The following is a 16,709-nucleotide window of genomic DNA, read 5'->3' as shown; positions in this document are numbered from 1 at the left end:
CCTAATAGTTCAGGCTGGACGGGATCAGGTGCTCGGCAATGACGAACCACGTCATGAACAGGCACGCGAGCGCGATCACCACGCTCCACAGCTTGGGCCACCAGCCGCGCTCACCGCGCAGTTGTACCCAGACATTCCAGCAGGCAATCCCGGTGCCGATGATTGCGATCACCGCCAGCAACTGCGCGAGGCGCATCCAGATATCGAGCCGCCCGTCGAGATAGAGCAGGCTCGCGCTCAGCAGCGACACGAAGGTGAACCACATCGCCACGATCATGACATAGAGTGCGGCCGTCACCCGGGTCAGGCGGTGCAGCAGCAGCGGTCGGCCGCTCAGCGGCCCGGTGCGGCCATAATGGCGGCGGACCAGCGCGACCGTCGGCCAGGCGATGACCGTGACCAGCAGCACGACCAGCGCAATAAGTAGCGCGGGGATGATCCACGCGCCGTCGAGCGCGAACGGCGCCGGCATGAACGTCATGATCGGTGCGAACTCGGCATTGGCGAAGCTGACCACCTTTCCGTCACGCACCACCGCATTCAATCGGCCCTGTCCCCCGACTTCGTGCCACTGCCACGGCCCCACCTCGCGCCACGTAATCGGCACGCCGGCGGCATTGTTCAGCCCCGATACGCTGATCGTGTCATCGGGATTCAGCGATACCGTGGGCTGATCGGGCAGATAGAATAGTCGCGCCCAGCTCGAGGTCGCGCGGCGGCTGCTGAGGTAGGTGCCGGCCATCGCCTGGCCATGCGCCTTCGCCGTCGAAGCGGTCGGAAGGTGCTTCTCGGGCACCGGAAAATAGCGGTCGGTGAATTCCTCGAATAGCTTGGCGCGCAGCGGATAGGCCGCGTCTTCCTTGCCGCGGCTGTTGAACGACATGAACAGGCCGATGCCCTTGTCCATGTAGAGGTGGAGGTCGGAGTGGAACCACACCGTGTCGCCGCCATGACCGATGATGTTCAGCCCGTTCCCGTCCTCCTGATAGAAGCCGAGCGCCATTCCGGGCAGGCCGGGAATCGGCTGGGTGGCGCGACTGTGCATCATCGCCGCCGTGCGTCGATCGAGCAGCGGGCCGCCCCGGTTCAGATGCGCGATCATGAACTGCGCGATATCGGCACCGGTCGTCGAAAACGCCCCGGCAGGCGCGGCATCGATCAGCTCGAACGGCTGCGCATCGGAGTCGGCGGTCGCATAGCCCTTGGAAACGAACGGCTTGAACCGCGCGGGCAGCGGCTGCGCGAAGGTCGAGTGCCGCATGTCGAGCGGCTTCAGAATGTGCCGCGCGATATAGTCGTCGAACTTCTCGCCCGAAACGCGCTGGACGATATAGCCGGCAAGCGTCGCGCCGTAGTTCGAATAGGCGGGCACGGTGCCCGGCGGATAGATGCGCTCAGGCACCCAGGATGCGAGCGCATCGTGCAGCGTGCGGAGATTCTTCGGATCGACGTTGATCAGATGCTTCAGCGTTTCTTCGAACCCGGCAGTGTGCGTCATCAGGTTGCGCATCGTGATCGGCTTGCCGAACGCCGGTGGAATCTGGAAATCGAGATACTGGTTCACATCGGCGTCGAGATCGATCTTGCCCTGCTGGACGAGCTGCATCACCGCGGTCCAGGTGAACAGCTTCGACGTCGACCCGACCCGGAACATGGTACGGTCGGGATCGACCGGCGTGCGCTTGGCGACATCGGCATAGCCGTAACCGCGCTTGGTCAGGATCTTGCCGTCCTTCACCACGACGACCACCGCGCCCGCGATATCGCCGTTCTGAAGGCCATAGGGCATCAGGCCGTCGAGCCACGTGTTCACATCCTGCGCCGTCAGCTCATGGCCCGCAGCCCCGCTGGGTGGTGCCTCGGCCACCGGAGTCGTGGCACTCTGCGCCGCTGGTTGCGGCGTCCCGGCCGCCACCGGCGCGGTGATGCAGAGCAATGCGGTGAGGGCGAGCAGCGCCCGTCGAAAGCAAGTCATTCAATTGTCCTCTCGCGCGGGCCCGTCCCCATCGGCGCCCGAATATGCCGAGGCCGCCGTTCGCGGCGGCCCCGCCGGATCAGAAGCCGAATTCCACCGTGGCGCCAAAGGTCCGCGGACGGATCGGCGTCACCGACACCGCCTCGCCCGGACGTGCGCCATAGGGTCCGACATTCACCAGACCGCCGGAATTGTTCAGGTTGTGGACGAAAACGGTGAAGCGGACCGGATCGAAATCGACGCCGGCGTGCAGGTCGACCGTCGCATAGCCGTCGATCACCTGCCGCCGGCCCAGCTCCATGCGATAGGTGGGATCAAAGTCGGTTGCCTGATCGCTGATCAAATGAACATTGCCGCCGACAAAGGCATCGGCACCGCCCGGCAGCGCCCATTGATAGTCGGCGCCGACATTGGCCGTCCATTCGGGCGCATAGGGCAGCCGGTCGCCGTCATAGCCCGGCGGAACCAGCGACCCGACGCCGATATCGATCCCCGGCAGGTCGCCGTCCAGCTTGGCGTCGTTATACGCGACGCTGGCAATGACATCGAGGCCAACGATCGGCCGCATCGTGGCGGTGATCTCCGCGCCCTTGCTGATCGCCTTCCTGCCATTGCCGTCGCCGGTGACCGTCCCGATACCCGGCACCTGATAGGTCACGGTGACCTGAATGTCCTTCCAGTCGAGATAATAAAGCGACGCATCGATCGCGAAGGTACGGTCGGCGGTCTCGGCGCGGACGCCCGCTTCATAGCTGACCAGCGTGTCGGCATTATATTGCGAAGGGAAGTCGGGCCCTGCTCCGGGCGGCACCACGTTCGGCCCGCCGGGGCGATAGCCCTTGGCGACGCGTGCGTAGATCGACGCATGGTCGCTGATCTCGAACCGCGGCGACACCGACCAAGTGAAGACATTTTCGTCCGACCCGCCCTCGGCGATGTCCGGACTGACGCCGCCGCTGAGCGGCAGCAGCGATCCGGAGAGCAGCTGATAGGTCGATTGCTTGTTATGGCTGTAACGCACGCCCCCGGTCAGATCGAACCGGTCGGTCACATGCCAGGTCGCGTTCGCGAAGCCTGCATATTCGCGATATTGGGAATCGAGCCGGGCGACCAGGAAATCGGGAAAATTGACATTGCTGCCCCCCGGACCGACCGGCAGCGTCATCGCCGGATCGATTGCCGCGCCGCCGGGAATGGCGAATGGCAGATATTGCTGGAAGATATGGCCGTTCTCCTTGGTGTAATAACCGCCGATCAGCCATTCGAAGCTGTCCGAATTCGGCGAGGAGAGCCGCACTTCCTGCGTGAATTTGTTCTGGCTGACATCGTTGGGATAATAGATGCCCGCGCTTTCCGGTCCCGCCCCACCGCTGCCGTAGATCAGGTCGCCGAGCCCGCCGAGCTGATCGGAAATGTCCTGCACATCGTCGCTTTTCAGCGTGCTGTAGCTGGTCACCGACGTCAGCGTGGCGAAGCCCAGATCCCAGTCGAGCGCGCCGCTGTAGAGGCGATAATCGGTATCGCCATATTCGCGGTACCGCGCGCCGCGCGTATATCCGCTGACAGGATCGCCGGTATAGGGATTGGTCGAAACCGGCTCCAATGTTCGCGGGTCGGCGTCATAGGATTGTTGCGAGTCCGCCCGGATATTCTGAAGCATCGCATTCAGCCGGATCGAAAATCCCTCGCTCGGCTGGAACAGCACGGAAATGCGTCCGCCATAGCTTTCGACGTCGTTCGCATCGTCCTGGGCCAGACCGACCACATCGATGAAACCGGGCGTCTTGCGATAGAAACCTGCGGCCCGAACCGCGATGACGTCGCCAAGCGGGACGTTGAGCACCGCACTTCCCGACCAGCCGGTACCGCCGTCATCGACCGTCTCCACGCCCGCCTTCGCCTTGCCCTCCACGACGCCGAGTTGCGGCGGAGTGGTGACATATTTCACGAGACCGCCGAGCGAGTTGGCGCCATAGAGCGTCCCCTGCGGTCCGCGCAGCACCTCGACCCGCTCGATATCTAGCGTGTCGAAATCCCCCGCCAGGACGGAACCGTTGCTCTGCCCCGTGCTCGCGCCATAGGGAACGTCGTCGACATAGACCGACACCGTCGGGCTGGAACCGCCGGTATTGATGCCGCGCAGCACGATCCGGGATTTGCCGGGATTGGTTTCCTGCAGCGTCATGCTCGGCACCAGCTTGGCGTAGTCGGCGAAGCTCGTCGCTTGTTGCTGGCTCAGGCGATCACCGCCGATTACCGAAATCGACTGCGGCACTTCCATAAGAAGCTGCGAGCGCTTCTGCGCCGTCACGACGATCTCGTCGTCATACGGCGTACCGGCCGGCTGGTGGCGGCTTAGGTCGCCGGCGTCCTGTTTTTCTTGGGAAGCCGTCACCTGTTGCGCCATCGCAGGCGAAGCGATCACCGTCAGCGCAACCCCGCAAAAAAGTGCTGTCGTTGGTTTCATGTTTCGTCCACCCCTTATATTGTCCTAATGATGCTCGTTGTTTCTTCTCATGCAACCTTTTTTTCATAAAGGCGGAAAGCTCGTTGTTTCTCGGCGGGATAGAAGCGGGTAGAAAATCCGGATGACGAAGGTGACGACACCCAACGACCCCGCGGCGACGCTGCGCTCGGTCAGGCAGGCCAAGGGGATGACGCTACGGGAATTGGCCGGACGAACAGACATTCCCTATTCGACGCTGTCGAAGCTCGAAAACGGCAAGATGACCCTGACCTATGACAAGATGATCCGCCTTGCGCTCGGGCTGGAGGTCGACGTCGCCGATCTCGTCAACGGCAAGAAACCCAGTGAGGAATCCCCCGGAATTCTGGGCCGCAGAAGCGTTTCGCACTCCGGCCAGTGGCTCGACGCCGTCACCGAGCGCTACAGCCATCATTACCCGGCGGCGGACCTTCTCCAGAAGCTTATGGTCCCCATCATTATCGACGTGAAGGCGCGCAGCATCAAAGAGGTCGGCGGCCTCGTGAAGCACGCCGGTGAGGAATATCTCTACGTCATTTCCGGCGCGATGGAGCTGCATTCGAGCATGTATTCACCGCTCGCACTCGATGCCGGAGACTCGGTCTATTTCGACAGCGGAATGGCCCATGCCTATGTCCGCACCAGCGAAACGCCATGCCGGGTGCTGGCAGTTTGCGCGGGAAAAGGCAGCCAGAGTCTCGCCGAATCCGCCCGCCGCGGCGAAGGGCACGAGGAGACGAAAAGCGATTAGTCGATAAGATAATTAGTTTCCGATATTGAAACATATTTGCCGGTGTGGAATGACGCTCGCATGTCGAACGTCATTCCATTCGGCGCAGCAGCGCCGATCGCGCGCCCTTCCCGGGGTCGGTTCCTCGCTCCTCCGGTCCGGAAGGGCGCGCGATGACCCGGCGTTCCCTGCGCTGCGAGCGCATCGAAAACCGCATGCGCGAGCCGTTCCGCATCTCCGGATATCTTTTCGAATCGATGCCCTCGGTCGTAGTCTCGATCGACGATTCGCGGGCCCAAGGCCGGGCTGAAGCCGCCGGCGCCTATTATCTGAAGGACGACGTGCCGCACATGCAGGCCGGTATCGAACAGGTTCGCGAGGCGATCGAACAGGGCGCCGACCGTGCCGCGCTTCAGACCTTGCTGCCCGCAGGCGGCGCGCGCAACGCGATCGATTGCGCCTTGTGGGAGTTGGAGTCGCACGCCACCAGCACGCCCGTTTGGCAACTTGCGGGCGCTTCGGCCTCCAACGCGCTGACCACCACTTTCACTTTGTCGGCGGATTCGCCCGAGCGAATTCTTGCCAGTCTCCAGAAATTTCCTGCTCCCCGCGCGCTCAAGCTAAAGCTCGACGGCAACCTCGACGCGGATATCGAGCGGGTTCGCACCGTCAGGCGCGCGCGCCCCGACACGTGGATCGGTGTCGATGCCAATCAGGGCTATGACGGCGGCAGCATCGATCGGCTGATCGCGGCGCTGGTCGAGACGAAGGTTTCGCTGCTCGAACAGCCCAACCGGCGCGGGGACGAAGCAATGCTCGACGGCCTCGACAGCCCCATCCCGCTCGCGGCCGACGAAAGCATCCTCGACGGCAACGAACTCGAACAGCATCACCACCGCTACGACGTGATCAACATCAAGCTCGACAAATGCGGCGGGCTTACCGAGGCGCTGCGCATGAAGGACATGGTCCGAAAGATGGGCAAGACGCTGATGGTCGGGAACATGGCGGGTGGCAGCCTGGCCACCGCCCCCGCTTTCGTGCTCGGCCAGTTCTGCGACATCGTCGATCTCGACGGCCCCTGGTACCTCACCGACGATCCGGTCGCCGACCAGCTCTATCATGACGGTCAGATCACGATGCCCGCCGGCTTCTGGGGGGCCGCCTGATCAACGAGGAGCGGCGAATGACGACCCGCACCACCTTCCGCGCATCGGCCTTGGCCGCCGCGCTGTTCGCGATCGCCGGGCCGGCGATTCACGCCTTTCCTGCGCCCGACGCCTCCCCGCAAGTGCAACCGGCGGCTGCACCAGCCTATAGCTGGCGCGAGGTCATGATCCCGATGCGCGACGGGACGAAGCTGCAGACGGTGATCATGCGACCGATCGCCCGTGCGGGTGAGAAGCTGCCAATCCTCCTTCGCCGCACGCCCTATGGCATCCCCGATGCGGCGTGGGACAAAATCCCCGACGAGAGCAGCGACCTTGCGCGCGACGGCTATATCTGGGTGTTCCAGAATCTGCGCGGCCGCTTCAAGTCGGAGGGTGAATTCCGCGTCTCGACCAAGGTCGACCTCGACGATCCCCACGCGATTGACGAGGCGACCGATGCCTATGACACGATCGACTGGCTGATACGCAACGTCCCCGACAATAATGGCCGAGTCGGGATGACCGGCGTTTCCTATTCGGGCCTCACCGCGGGCATGGCGCTGCTTCGGCCGCATCCCGCGCTGAAGGCGGTCAGCCCGCAGGCAGCACCCACCGATCAGTTCATGAACGACGACCTGCACCATTACGGTGCGCTGCGCCTCAGCTACGCCTTCGAATATGCCGCGCTCGAGCAATCGGAGAAGCACGCCAACGCTCCGTTCGGCTTCAACAAGCGCGACACTTATCAATGGTATCTCGACCTCGGCCCGATCCACAACGGATCGCGCTATTTCGCGAAGGACTTGCAGGTCTGGGAGGATGTGCTCGCGCATCCCGATTACGACGCCTATTGGCGCGATCAGAACTGGGTGGCGTCGATCAACCGCACCAGCGTGCCCACGCTGACCGTCGCCGGCTTTTGGGATCAGGAAGACCCTTGGGGCCCGTGGCAACTCTTCCGCGCCGCCGAACGCAGTGACCCCGACAATGTGAACCAGATCGTCGCAGGTCCGTGGTTTCACGGGAGCTGGGTGCGGACCAAGGGCGACAAGATCGGCGCCATCCCGCTGGGCGGCGTTGAGACCGGTACGCAGTTCCGCGCGCAGATTGAGGCAGCGTTCTTCCGCTACTGGCTGCACGGCGAAGGCGAGAAGCCCGCTTGGAACGCGCGGATTTTCGAAACCGGCTCGAACCGGTGGCACGACTATGCGCACTGGCCACCGGCGGGTGCGAAAGCGGTGAAGCTGTATCTTCACGGCGACGGCAGCCTCGACTTCGCGCCACCACAAGCAGGCGGTTCGCAGGGGTCGCGCAGCTTCCTGTCCGATCCCGCCAATCCGGTGCCCTATCGCCCGCGTCCGATCACCGCGACCTTCACCGACGAAAGCTGGAAGACGTGGGAGACGGTCGATCAGCGGTTCGCCGATCACCGGCCCGATGTGCTGACCTACACCAGCGCGCCGCTCGACCGCGACATTCGCATCGCCGGTCCGGTTTCAGCGACACTGACAGCTTCGACCACCGGCAGCGACAGCGACATGATCGTCAAGCTGATCGACGTCTGGCCAGAGGACAGCAAACAGGAAGAGTTGCGCGGCTATCAATTCCCCATCGCGATGGAGGTGCGCCGCGGACGCTATCTCGATAGTTATACGCAGCCGCACCCCTTGCGGCCCGGCGTCGCGCGCGCTTGGCAGATGCCGCTACGCGACCGCGACCATGTCTTTCGCAAGGGACACCGAATCATGGTGCAGGTCCAGTCGAGCTGGTTTCCCCTGATCGACCGCAACCCGCAACATTTCGTACCGCGCATCGCCTATGCGAAGCCGGATGATTTCGTGAAGGCGACCCAGACCATCTATTCCGCGCCGGGCAAGGCTTCGTTCGTCACGCTGCCGATCCTGAATGCCGCCAAGGAGAATTAGCCGCCACCGTTCAACGGACGGGCAGCGCGGTCGTCGCCTTCAGCTCGGAAAGGGCGACGGTCGAGTTGATCTCCTGCACTCCGGGTAGCTTCGACAAGCGGTTGAAGAAGAAGCTTTCATAGGCGTCGATATCTTCCGCCACGACACGCAGCATGAAATCGAACACGCCCATGATCACATAGGCTTCGAGCACTTCGGGGAAGCTGCGTATCGCATCGGCGAACTCGTCCATGTTGGCGCGGCCATGCGCGTTGAGCTTCACCTGCGCGAAGATATGGGCGTTGAGGCCGACCTGCTTTCGGTCGACCAGCGCCACGCGGCGGGTGATTACCCCTTCCTTTTCCAGCCGATCGACGCGGCGCCAGCATGGCGATGCCGAAAGCCCCACCCGCTCGGCCAGCTTTGCGACCGGCAGGCTCGCATCTTCTTGCAGCTCGGCAAGGATCTTCCGTTCGAATTGATCGAGTTCCATGAGGATGATTCCACCTGATAAAGTTCGGTAAGCGGTTGGATATTGCGATCATGGCACTTTAACACGCCAACATAGCGCAAAAATTTCCTCGAAGATCGAAATATCATCTTCTTGAAAATTCTTGGAGAAAAATCATGGTTCAGCCAGCCACGTTCCCTGCCTGCCCGCCGGAAAAGATGATCTCGCTCGAAGATCAGGCAAGCGGCCTGCGCGGCGTGATCGTGCTGCATTCGACGCGGCTTGGCCCGGCTGCCGGTGGCTGCCGCTTCTGGCGCTACGACGATATGGGCGCGCTCCGGACGGATGCGCTGCGGCTGGCCGAGGGCATGGCGTACAAAAATGCGATGGCCGGCCTTCCGCTCGGTGGCGGCAAGGCGGTGCTTGCAGTCCCCGACCGCGCCTATGACCGCGAAAAGCTGTTCGAGGCGTTCGGCCAGGCGGTGCGCGAACTTACCGGCGACTATGTTACGGCGGAGGATGTTGGCACGACTGTCGCTGACATGACCGCGGTGCGGCGCGTGACCTATCATGTCGCCGGGCTCGAGCAGAAATCCGGTCAGCCCGGCGGCGATCCTTCGCCCTGGACCGCACGCGGCGTGTTCCTTGCCATGCAGGTCGCCGCCCGGCGCCAGTTCGGATGCGAACTCGACCAGCTTACCGTCGCCGTTCAGGGTCTGGGCAATGTCGGGTCGCATCTCTGCGCGTTGCTGCACGAGGCGGGGGCAAGGCTGATCGTCGCCGAACCGCGACCCGGCGTCGCCGCCGAAATCGCGTGTCGCTACGGCGCCGAAATCATGAACAAGGACGCCATCCTCGGCGCTCGGGCGGATATCTTCGCGCCCTGCGCGCTGGGCGGCGTGATCGATCGCGACACCATCCCGCTACTCCGCGCAAAGCTGGTTTGCGGCGGCGCCAACAATATACTGGCCACGCCCGAGGACGGCGACAGGCTGGCCGAACGCGATGTCCTGTACGCGCCCGATTACGTCGCCAACGCCGGCGGCATCATCAACGTCGCGGGGGAATATCTCGGCTGGCAGACCGACGAGGTGGCGCGCCGGGTCGAACAGACCGGCGAGCGGCTGGCCCGGGTCTTCGACCATGCCGAGCGGGGGGGAGTGAGCCCCGCGCGCGCGGCCGACCTGCTGGCGCGCGAACGCATCGGCAGGGCAAGAACCGCAGCCGAATTGCAACCGGCGTGACGAGCGCGGCAGCGTTTCTGGTCGAGGCGGAGAGCGGCGCGGCGCTGCTCTGCCGCCTTGTCGGCCTACTCGCCCAGCGTGACCTGCAAATTCACGAACTGGAAGCGCGACCCCGGCGCGCCGGAACCTCGGAGATCCGGATCGTGCTCACCGGTCTCGCCGCCCACGAAGCGCAGATCGTCGCCGCCAAGATGGAGCGGATGATCGGCGTCAGCGCAGTAAGGCTCGATCCCGCCGCCGCAGTGGCGGCCTAGCGCGCCTTTGCCGCTACCGCCTCCGCTTCGCGAAGCACCCGCAACAGGTTCCCGCCCGCCAGCTTCTTCAGGTCCGCGTCGCTCCAGCCGCGGCGCGCGAGTTCGGCGAACAGTGCGGGATATTTGTCGACCCCGTCCAACCCTTTCGGCGTCGCCGGCACGCCGTCGAAATCGGAGCCGATGCCGACGCAATCGACGCCGCAGACCTTGGCGATATGATCGACATGATCGGCGACCATCGCAACCGTGACTTCCGGCATCGGATGGTCGCCGAGCCATTTCGCATAGGCCGCCTTTGCCCGTTCGGGCTGACCGATATAGATGCCGCTGAACGGCGGCGCGTTCTCGCGGGCCTTCTCCCCCGCGCTTGCCGCGAGCCATTCAGCGCGCGCCTGCGAGACATAGCCGGGATAGAAATTGACCATCACGATCCCGCGATTGGCCTTTACCAGCCGAAGCACATCGTCGGGCACGTTGCGGGGGTGATCGGTAACGGCGCGCGCGCCCGAATGCGAGAAGATGACCGGCGCGCTGCTCACCGCCAGCGCGTCGCGCATCGTATCGGCCGACACGTGGCTGAGATCGACGAGCATCCCGAGCCGGTTCATCTCGCGCACCACCTGCTTGCCGAAGTCAGTGAGTCCGTGATGCTCCGGCGCATCGGTCGCCGAGTCCGCCCAAGGTGTGTTCTGCGAATGGGTAAGCGTCATGTACCGCGCGCCGAGCGCATACATCTGGCGCAGCACCGCGAGCGAACCGCCGATCTGGTGACCGCCCTCGATACCGATCAGCGAGGCGATCTTTCCCTGCTTTTCGATCCGGACGATATCATCGGCGCCATAGGCCATGGCGAATGCCTGTGGATAGGCAGCGATCATCCGCTTCACAAGATCGATCTGCTCGATCGTCGTTTCCACCGCCGGCGCCCCGGTCAACGATGTCGGGATCCAGACCGACCAGAACTGGCCGCCGACATGCCCGGCGCGCAGGCGAGGGATATCGGTCATCAGCGGCATCCAGTCGTCGGCGGCATCCGCTGGTTTCGGCAGGCCGGCAGTATCGTGGTCGAGACCGGCACGGACGGGATCGCTGTCGAACCGGACGCGGATCTCCCAGGGCAGGTCGTTATGCCCGTCGATCACGGGCATGGCATCGAGCACGCGCTCAACCCTCGTCGCGATCGCCGCGTCGCCAGCAGTATCCTGCGCGGCAGCCGGTATTGTCGGCGCGCCGACCGCAAGCGCCGCAGCGCCAGCCAGAATAATCGCCATCCGCTTCATGGTTTCCCCACTCTTCGCTTGTTATTCGGTCGCGGCGGCCAGCACCGCAGATGTGCGCCGGCCATGCGCAACGCGCCACAGTCCGATGGTCAGCATCGGCAGCACCACGATGCCAAGCATGATATAGCCGAAAGCGCTATAGCCGGTAGCAATCAGGTCCACGAGGCCGACGCGCACCGCCGCGAAGCCCGACCCCGCCAGCACCACCGTCCCGACCGCAAGCCGCGCCGTCACCGAATAGTCGCGGTCTCGTTCCGCCAGCGCATCGGCGACCCGCTCGTGAAGCAGGTTGACCACTCCCACGCCGGTTTCGAGCAGCGCACAGAAGATCATCAGCTGAAACAGCAGGTGAAACCAAGGTGCATCGAGTTTTCGCAGCAGGAAATCCGACGGCAGCGCCTGATCCGAGATGGTGGGATAGAAGGCGGTCATGCACAGGAAGAAGGCGAGCGCCGGCAACATCGCCAGCGGCCCCGCCAGCGCTCCTGCGACAACCGCGTCGCGCTTGCGCGTCAGGTGCCGCAGGAACGGCAGCACCGCAATCGCCGCAACGATATTATAGCTGGCATAGGTCGCGCCGTTGACCCCCCAGCCCGCGACCGGCGCCGGGCGGCCGATGCTCTCGGTGATCGCATCGCCGAACCGGCTGAGCGATAGCACCAGGAACAGGGCATAAACGGCGTAGAGAAATACTGATGTGAAGCGAAACATGCGCTCGACGACATCGCTTCCGAAACTGGTGAAAAGGGCGACGAGCAGCATCAATGCCACGGTACCGGCGATCAGCGGCATGCCGAACAGGGCAGCGCCGATCTCGCCCGCCGCAGCGGTCATCACCGCAAGGATCAGGACCAGAAACAACAGGTAGAACAGCTCGAACACCGGCCATGCCGGGCCGAGCAGCGCGCGGAACAGAGCGCGGTATTCGAACGCGCGAAGCGTGTATGCCAGGACGAACGCGACGACGCACACCGCGCTCCAGATGACCAGCGCGAACGCCATGCCGTACAGGCCGCCTCGCGGACCCAGCGTAAGGAAGAATTCGACCAGCTCGCGCCCGGTCGCGTAGCCGCCACCGATCACCACCGCCTTGAACACCAGGCCGGGCAGCAGGAAGCGGCGGAACCAGTCGGTCCCTTGCGCGGACGCCGTCTGATTCACTCGCGCAGGCACTCGTCGATCAGCGCATCGAATTCCGGCCCGCCCCGTATGGGGTCGGCAACGGGCAGCCCCAGCCGATCGCGTTCGGCGCCCATCAGCACCGTCGCAGTATCCTCGGTGAGCGCGGAGGTATTGAGCGCCACCCCGGCGCAGCGGATAGCCGGGTTGGTTCGCGCGCCCAGCTTGAGCGCCATCTCGACCACCTCTTCGATACTGGGCAGCCGATACCCGGCATGGCCGAGCGTATGGGTACGCCCCGGCTGGTGGCACAAGACGATCACATCGGGCTGGCTGCCGTGGAGCAGACCCAGCGACACGCCGCTATAGCTTGGGTGGAACAGTGACCCCTGCCCTTCGATCACGTCCCAATGGTCCTGCGGAGCATCGGGGCTGAGCAGTTCGGCCGCGCCGGCGATGAAATCGGCGACCACCGAATCGATCGGTATGCCAGAGCCGGCGACCATGATCCCCGTCTGCCCGGTCGCGCGGAAGTCGGCGGCGATGCCTCTCCCGGCAAGGGCGCGGGCGATCGCCAGCGCGGTGTATTTCTTGCCCAGCGCACAATCGGTGCCGACGGTCAGCAGCCGCTTGCCCGAACGCTTGCGCCCATTCGCCACCGGGATGCCCGGCGGGGGCGTGCGTATGTCGACCAGCCGGCGACCATGGCGCTGCGCGAGTTCGCTCAGTCGCGGATCGTCTGCCAGCCGGACATGCATGCCGCTTGCGATATCGAGGCCCGCCTCCAGCGCTTCGGCCAGCGCATCGATCCAGTGCGGCGGAATGATCCCGCCGGGATTGGCGACACCGATGACCAGCGAGCGCGCGCCGACCTTTACCGCCTCGGCGGGCGTCATCATCGGCAGACCGGTGGTCACGGTCGCGCCGGGCAGCGAATATTCGCCGGTGCACCGATCGCCCGCCCAGTCGCGCAGCCCGAACGCCGTCTTCGCGAATCCCGCCTCGTCAACGTCGCCGAGGAACAGAAGATAGGGCGGGTCGAGGCGAAGCGGCGCCGGCGCAGAAGGAGTTGCCGACATATCCATCAGTAATTCACTCCTAACCCGATCATGTTGAAGACCAGCCCGACCCACAGCACCATGAAAGCCGCCAGGACGAGCACCACCGACCAGGTCCGGGCGGTCCAGCGCCGCGGCTCGCGCCAGACCTGCCACGCATTCCACGCAACGAGGCCGAAGCCACCGACGATCGCGAGTGTCGCGAATATTTCCATGATCCACACGATCGGATCGAAGCTTGCCGACAGGTTGTTGGTGGCGGAGAACATCGCACTGATCGTGACGATCCAGCCGATGACCGCCGCGGCCAACAACAGCGCGCCGATCCGGCTGGCGCGATATGCCTGCATCGCGCGCCGATCGAGCGCCAGACTGCCGCCGAAGCGCCGCCGTATGATCGCCCGCACCGGCCATAGCACCGCCGTCAGGAGCAAGATCGCAAGGCTCAGATAGAGCGCGGGACGCACCCATGTGGTGTTCGCGTACCAAGGCACCCGATCGAACACCATGAACGGCGACACCACGTCCATCGAGAACCGCACGGGCTTCCCGTCGACCAGCTTCGCCGCCAGCCGGTCATTGCCGTTGGGCGCGAGCCAGACGAAAGGCGCGATTTCCTTCCAGCTGCCGAGATTGCCCGCCAGTTCGCCGAGCGAGGGAATGCTCAGCGAACCGTCGGGGCCGGCGATCACGTCGGTCTGGCCCAGCAGCTCGCCGATCTTGAGGAAATTCGATTCCGAACGCCGCGAGCCGATCCATTTGCCCGCCATCAGCTGCGAATGTCGCTTGTCGGTTCCTGCCGCCGGTATCGCCGCGTCGCTTCCGCCCGGGAAATAACGGTCGGCGAAATCGAGGAACAGCGCATGACGAAGCGGCTGCACCGCGCCGTCCTTTCCGGCGCTGTTGAACGAGGCATACAGGCCCACGCCATCCTTCAGGAAGAGATGGAGCGAGGTATGGAAATCATCGGTGTCGCCCAGATGGCCGATGACCTCGCGCCCGTTCACATTGGTTTCGAAAAAGCCGAGCTCCATCCGGTTGAGCGGCGGGATTAGCGTGAAGGGCGAATTGTGCATCTGCTCGGCAGTCGTCGCGCTCAGGATGCGTGCCCCGCCCAGCCGGCCCTGCTGAAGCTGGGCGATCATGAAACGCGCCATGTCGTCGCCGGTCGATGCCAGCGATCCTGCCGGCGCCGGCCCGACCAGTTCATACCCGCCCGGATCGGCCGAGGCGCGCGTATAGCCCTTCGACATCAGCGGCTTCAGCCGATCGGGCAGCGGCTGACGAAAGGTCGAATGCCGCATTCCGAGCGGCGCGAAGATGTGCTGCTCGACATAATCGGCGAAAGGCTCGCCCGACACGCGTTCGACGACATAGCCGGCCAGCGAGGCACCGTAGTTGGAATAAGCGGGCGTCGTGCCGGGCGTGAAGATCCGCGTCGGCACCCAGCGCTTGAGCAGAGCTTCGTAACCCGGCGAGGTAGCGGGAACGCGAACGATGATGCCCTTCACCTGCTCCTCGAAGCCGGCGGTGTGCTGCATCAGTTCGCGCATCGTCACCGGCTTGCCGTCGAGCGGCGGAATACGAAAATCGATATAGCGGTTGATGTCGGCGTCGAGATCGATCTTGCCCTGCTCTACCAGTTGCATGACTGCGGTCCAGGTCACCAGCTTCGACACCGATCCGGGACGGAACAGCGTACGCCTTGGATCGACCGGCGTCCGCTTGGCGACATCGGCATAGCCGAAGCCGCGCTCGGTCAGGACCTGCCCGTCCTTCACCACCACGACCACGGCGCCTGCAATGTCGCCCGACTGAAGCGCGAACGGCACGAATCCGTCAAGCCAAGCATCGACATCCTGCCTGGTGAGCGCCGCTGCGCCGCCCGCCGGCTGTACCGGCTCACCCTTCCCGGCCGAAGCGTCGACAGCCGGCTTCGGCACGAGCGGCCCCTGCTGGGCCGAAGCCGTCGTCGCGGCACAGGCCAGCGCCAGAGCCACAGCCATTTTCATCAAGCGCATCCCAACCCCCTTTGCGGCAAGCGGCCGCGATTGCCTTATTGCGGGCCAGCTTCTACTCTTGTCCGCAACAACCATCCTGTTTGGGACATAATGATCCTAAATGGAAAATTGTCAAATGCTGGCATAGGCCCTGGGAGTCACCGGTCGAATGAATGACGAGCAACCCACCCTCGGCGCGCTGATGCGCTCGCTCCGCACGCGCAACGACTGGACGCTGCGCGAAATGAGCGAAAAGACTGGCATTCCGGTATCGACGCTGTCCAAGGTCGAGCATGACCGGCTGACCCTGACCTATGACAAGCTGGTTCAGCTCAGCCAGCGCCTCGGGCTTCGCATGTCGGAGCTTTTCGCCGACCCGGAAGAATCAGGCGCCGCCGCGGTCACCGCGCGGCGCAGCATCAGTTCGCCCGAAAGCGCAGTTCGCGTCGAAACACCCAATTACGACTATTATTATCTGTGCACCGAATTGCGTCACAAGCGCATGATTCCGGTGGTAACCCGCATCCGCGCGAAAAGCGTCGAGGAGTTCGGCGAACTCGTCCGCCATTCGGGCGAGGAATATATCCATGTGCTCGAAGGCACGATCGAGGTGCACACCGAATTTTACGACCGGATCACGCTCAAAAAGGGCGAATGCATCTACATCGATTCGAACATGGGCCACGCTTATGTCGCCGCGCGAGGCTGTGACGAGGCGGTCGTTCTTGGCGTAATGTCGAGTCCCGACAAGGACCTGATGGACGCACTGATGAACATCCACGACCGCGAGGAACAGGCCCCCAAGCGCGCACCGTCAGGCGGCAAACGGTAGCCCGACTCTTTTCGCCGACATTGCCGCCATTCGAGACGCATTGGAGCCTCCTCTAAAGCGGTCCTTCGTTCCCCCCATCTTGTGCGCCGCGCCCGGGAAGGAGCTATGGGCAACGTCTTTGCGCGATGTGAAGGCGCGGATGGGCAGCCTGTTCACACAGGCTCGGGTAGCGGCATCGGCCAATCTGTTCCTTGATGGCCTGTTGGGTGATGAGCGGCGCAAGACG

13 protein-coding genes are annotated in these 16,709 nt (G+C 64.0%); 6 read left to right on the top strand and 7 right to left on the bottom strand.

All coding sequences use genetic code 11. The features are described from left to right. Window position 1 precedes the first annotated feature (1 nt). Window positions 2-1,975 (bottom strand): serine hydrolase domain-containing protein, encoded by a 1,974-nt coding sequence (locus tag KY084_RS14910; RefSeq protein ID WP_219239276.1) that lies wholly within the window; start codon window positions 1,973-1,975, stop codon window positions 2-4. Window positions 1,976-2,054: 79 nt separating this feature from the next. Next, on the bottom strand, window positions 2,055-4,442 hold the full coding sequence (locus tag KY084_RS14905; protein ID WP_219239275.1) for a TonB-dependent receptor: 2,388 nt from the start codon (window positions 4,440-4,442) through the stop codon (window positions 2,055-2,057). A gap of 121 nt (window positions 4,443-4,563) precedes the next feature. Here KY084_RS14905 and KY084_RS14900 point away from each other — a divergent pair, with 121 nt between their 5' ends. The 3 genes from KY084_RS14900 to KY084_RS14890 all read left to right on the top strand — a co-directional run bounded on the left by KY084_RS14900 (window position 4,564) and on the right by KY084_RS14890 (window position 8,266). Then, window positions 4,564-5,211, top strand: coding sequence for a helix-turn-helix domain-containing protein (locus KY084_RS14900; protein ID WP_219239274.1), 648 nt, complete (start codon window positions 4,564-4,566; stop codon window positions 5,209-5,211). Between the two features lie 152 nt (window positions 5,212-5,363). Continuing rightward, on the top strand, window positions 5,364-6,359 hold the full coding sequence (locus tag KY084_RS14895) for a dipeptide epimerase (RefSeq protein ID WP_219239273.1): 996 nt from the start codon (window positions 5,364-5,366) through the stop codon (window positions 6,357-6,359). A 17-nt stretch (window positions 6,360-6,376) separates the two neighbouring features. Then, complete coding sequence (locus tag KY084_RS14890) at window positions 6,377-8,266, top strand: CocE/NonD family hydrolase (protein ID WP_246587229.1); 1,890 nt, start codon at window positions 6,377-6,379, stop codon at window positions 8,264-8,266. A 10-nt stretch (window positions 8,267-8,276) separates the two neighbouring features. Here KY084_RS14890 and KY084_RS14885 read toward each other — a convergent pair whose 3' ends face one another. Further along, window positions 8,277-8,738: an Lrp/AsnC family transcriptional regulator gene (locus KY084_RS14885; RefSeq protein ID WP_219239272.1), complete on the bottom strand. Its 462-nt coding sequence runs from the start codon at window positions 8,736-8,738 to the stop codon at window positions 8,277-8,279. A gap of 134 nt (window positions 8,739-8,872) precedes the next feature. Between KY084_RS14885 and KY084_RS14880 the strand changes: the two genes are divergently transcribed. Both KY084_RS14880 and KY084_RS14875 read left to right on the top strand, forming a co-directional pair. Then, on the top strand, window positions 8,873-9,940 hold the full coding sequence (locus tag KY084_RS14880; protein ID WP_219239271.1) for a Glu/Leu/Phe/Val family dehydrogenase: 1,068 nt from the start codon (window positions 8,873-8,875) through the stop codon (window positions 9,938-9,940). Continuing rightward, window positions 9,937-10,194 (top strand): hypothetical protein, encoded by a 258-nt coding sequence (locus KY084_RS14875; protein WP_219239270.1) that lies wholly within the window; start codon window positions 9,937-9,939, stop codon window positions 10,192-10,194. Before KY084_RS14880 ends, KY084_RS14875 begins: the two co-directional genes overlap by 4 nt. Here the strand turns inward: KY084_RS14875 and KY084_RS14870 are convergent. Genes KY084_RS14870 through KY084_RS14855 form a run of 4 tightly spaced genes read right to left on the bottom strand, consistent with a single transcriptional unit; the run spans window position 10,191 to window position 15,672 of the window. Beyond that, window positions 10,191-11,465, bottom strand: coding sequence for a dipeptidase (locus KY084_RS14870; RefSeq protein ID WP_246587228.1), 1,275 nt, complete (start codon window positions 11,463-11,465; stop codon window positions 10,191-10,193). The two genes, KY084_RS14875 and KY084_RS14870, sit on opposite strands and share 4 nt — an antisense overlap. A gap of 30 nt (window positions 11,466-11,495) precedes the next feature. Continuing rightward, on the bottom strand, window positions 11,496-12,635 hold the full coding sequence (locus tag KY084_RS14865; RefSeq protein ID WP_219239268.1) for a YkvI family membrane protein: 1,140 nt from the start codon (window positions 12,633-12,635) through the stop codon (window positions 11,496-11,498). Continuing rightward, window positions 12,632-13,672, bottom strand: a complete 1,041-nt coding sequence (locus tag KY084_RS14860) for an N-acetyltransferase DgcN family protein (protein ID WP_219239292.1) — start codon at window positions 13,670-13,672, stop codon at window positions 12,632-12,634. The genes KY084_RS14865 and KY084_RS14860 overlap by 4 nt, the downstream gene beginning before the upstream one ends. A 5-nt stretch (window positions 13,673-13,677) precedes the next feature. Then, the gene (locus KY084_RS14855; protein ID WP_246587227.1) at window positions 13,678-15,672 is read right to left on the bottom strand and encodes a serine hydrolase domain-containing protein; all 1,995 of its coding nucleotides are present in this window, start codon (window positions 15,670-15,672) and stop codon (window positions 13,678-13,680) included. A gap of 148 nt (window positions 15,673-15,820) precedes the next feature. Between KY084_RS14855 and KY084_RS14850 the strand changes: the two genes are divergently transcribed. Beyond that, entirely contained in the window at window positions 15,821-16,483 is a 663-nt protein-coding gene (locus KY084_RS14850) for a helix-turn-helix domain-containing protein (protein ID WP_219239267.1), read from the top strand. Window positions 16,484-16,709 lie beyond the last annotated feature (226 nt).

The sequence above is a fragment of the Stakelama flava genome, from assembly GCF_019351405.1.
GTDB classification, from domain to species: Bacteria; Pseudomonadota; Alphaproteobacteria; order Sphingomonadales; family Sphingomonadaceae; genus Sphingomonas; species Sphingomonas flava_A.
The sequence above is the reverse complement of the archived record's forward strand: the minus strand, read 5'-3'. Positions and strand labels throughout refer to the sequence as shown.